Below are 2,552 nucleotides of genomic sequence, written 5' to 3' on the forward strand. Positions count from 1 at the left end.
CGCGGATCTTGTCGAGCAGCTTGGTCAGCTCGACCTTCTCGGTGGCGTTCATGCCGGCCGCCGGTTCGTCGAGCGCGAGCAGCTTCGGATCGGTCGCCAGCGCACGGGCGATTTCGAGGCGCCGCTGGTGACCATACGACAGGTTGCGCGACGTGTAGTCCGCGTATTGCGTGATGCCGACGTAGTCGAGCAGTTCGAGCGCGCGCTCCTTGATTTCGCGCTCTTCCTTGCGTTCGGCCGGCGTCTGGAACACCGCGCCCAGCAGACCGTGCTTGGTGCGCACATGACGGCCGACCATCACGTTTTCGAGCGCGGTCATGCCGCCGAACAGGCGAATGTTCTGGAACGTGCGCGCGATGCCCGCCTTCGCGACCTGATAGACCGCGGTCGGCGTGTAGTTCTCGCCGTCGAGCTTGAACTCGCCCGAATCCGGCGTGTAGAGACCCGTGATCACGTTGAAGAAGGTCGTCTTGCCGGCGCCGTTCGGGCCGATCAGACCGTAGATTTCGCCCGCGCGGATCTGCAGGCCGACCTCGGAAAGCGCCTGCAAACCGCCGAAGCGCTTGTTGACGCCCTTCACCGACAGACGGATCGCCGCGTTGTTGCTTACGTTATCGCTCATGTCTTTTTCTCCACCGGACCTTATGCGCGCACCGGCTTCTTGCCGCTACGCTTTGCCAGCTTCGCAATCTTGTCTTCGTGCTTCGGCGCCGGCCACAGGCCTTCCGAGCGATACAGCATGATCACGACCATCGCGAGACCGTACAGCAGCTGACGGATCACTTCGGTATCGACGACTTCATGGCCGAAGATCATGTTCTGCAGCGGACCCATGGTGGAGCGCAGGAACTCGGGGAACACCGCGAGCAGCACCGCGCCAAGGATCACGCCCGGAATGTGGCCCATGCCGCCGAGCACCACACAGGCGAGCACCACGACCGATTCCCAGAACGTGAACGATTCCGGCGACACGAAGCCCTGGAACGCACCGAACATCGCGCCCGACAAGCCGCCGAACGACGCGCCCATCGCGAACGCGAGCAGCTTCACGTTGCGGGTGTTGATGCCCATCGCCTTGGCGGCAATTTCATCTTCGCGGATCGCGGCCCACGCGCGGCCGATACGCGAATGCTGCAGACGCGTACACGTCCAGATCACGAACAACGCACACAGCACGAACAGGTAGTAGTACAGGTACACCGCCGGGAACTGCATGCCGAACAGCGAGTGCGACTGCGCGAAGCTGAAGCCGCCGATCTGCACCGGAGCGATCCCGGTGATCCCCTTCGGACCGTTGGTGATGTTTACCGGACGGTCGAGGTTGTTCATGAAGATCCGCACGATTTCCCCGAAGCCGAGGGTCACGATCGCCAGGTAGTCGCCACGCAGACGCAGCGTCGGCGCGCCGAGCAGAATCCCGAACATGGCGGCCAGCGCCATCGCGATCGGCACGATGATCCAGATCGGCACGTTCAGACCGTGCGGCGCGAGCGCCGCGATCCACTCGAATTGCGTCGACAGGTGCGGCGAACTGAGCAGCGCGGCCGTGTAGGCACCGATCGCGTAGAACGCGATGTAGCCCAGGTCCAGCAGGCCGGCAAAACCCACCACCACGTTCAGGCCGAGCGCGAGCATCACATACAGCATCGCGAAGTCGAGCACGCGGACCCAGTAGTTGCCGCCCGCCGCACCGATGATCATCGGCGCCGCGATCACGAAGATCGTCGTCAGGATGCCGATGGTCAGCGTCTTGGTGCGGTTCTTTTCGGGAATGAGCGTCGTGGACGGCTCGATCGGTTGAATTGAGGTCATGATTGTTGACTCCTTGTGGCCCGGGATCAGGCACGATCCGCGACACGTTCGCCGAGCAGACCCGACGGACGGAACACGAGCACGACGATCAGCACGATGAACGCGAACACGTCCTGGTAGTTACTACCGAACACGCCGCCCGTGAGGTTGCCGATATAGCCGGCGCCCAGCTGCTCGATCAGGCCGAGCAGCACGCCGCCGACCATCGCGCCGCCGAGATTGCCGATACCGCCGAGCACCGCCGCGGTAAAGGCCTTCAGGCCAGGGATGAAGCCCATGTAGAAGTGCGCGTTGCCGTATTCGGACGCGATCATCACGCCGGCGAGCGCAGCCAGCGCCGAGCCGATCATGAAGGTCGCCGAAATCACGAAGTTCGGGCTCACACCCATCAGGCTCGCGACGTTCGGATTCTCGGCGATCGCGCGCATCGCGCGGCCGAGCCTGGTCTTGTGCACGAGCAGCAGCAGGCCGCCCATCACGACGAACGCCACCACGATGATCACGATTTCGGTCATCGAGATCACGGCGCCGGGCGTCGTGTCGGTGGCCTTGATCACGTTGATCGGGTCGGTGGGCAACAGCTGCGGGAACGGCAGCGGATTGCGCGACCAGATCATCATCGCGAGCGTCTGCAGCAGAATCGACACACCGATCGCGGTGATCAGCGGCGCGAGACGCGGTGCGCGGCGCAACGGCCGGTAGGCCACGCGCTCGATCGTGTAGCCGACCACCGCGCAGAC

The 2,552-nt window shown here is 63.8% G+C and carries 3 protein-coding genes; all 3 read right to left on the reverse strand.

The features are described 5' to 3' along the window. Positions 1-622, reverse strand: a 622-nt coding sequence (locus ACLFKU_RS43020) for an ABC transporter ATP-binding protein (protein ID WP_410853295.1), incomplete at its 3' end; no start/stop codon positions are given. A gap of 20 nt (positions 623-642) precedes the next feature. Beyond that, positions 643-1,812, reverse strand: coding sequence for an ABC transporter permease subunit (locus ACLFKU_RS43025; RefSeq protein WP_368592345.1), 1,170 nt, complete (start codon positions 1,810-1,812; stop codon positions 643-645). A gap of 26 nt (positions 1,813-1,838) precedes the next feature. Next, the coding region (locus tag ACLFKU_RS43030; protein WP_410853296.1) for a branched-chain amino acid ABC transporter permease at positions 1,839-2,552 on the reverse strand (714 nt) is incomplete at its 5' end.

Source organism: Paraburkholderia sp. EG304, assembly GCF_046543485.1.
Lineage (GTDB): Bacteria > Pseudomonadota > Gammaproteobacteria > Burkholderiales > Burkholderiaceae > Paraburkholderia > Paraburkholderia youngii.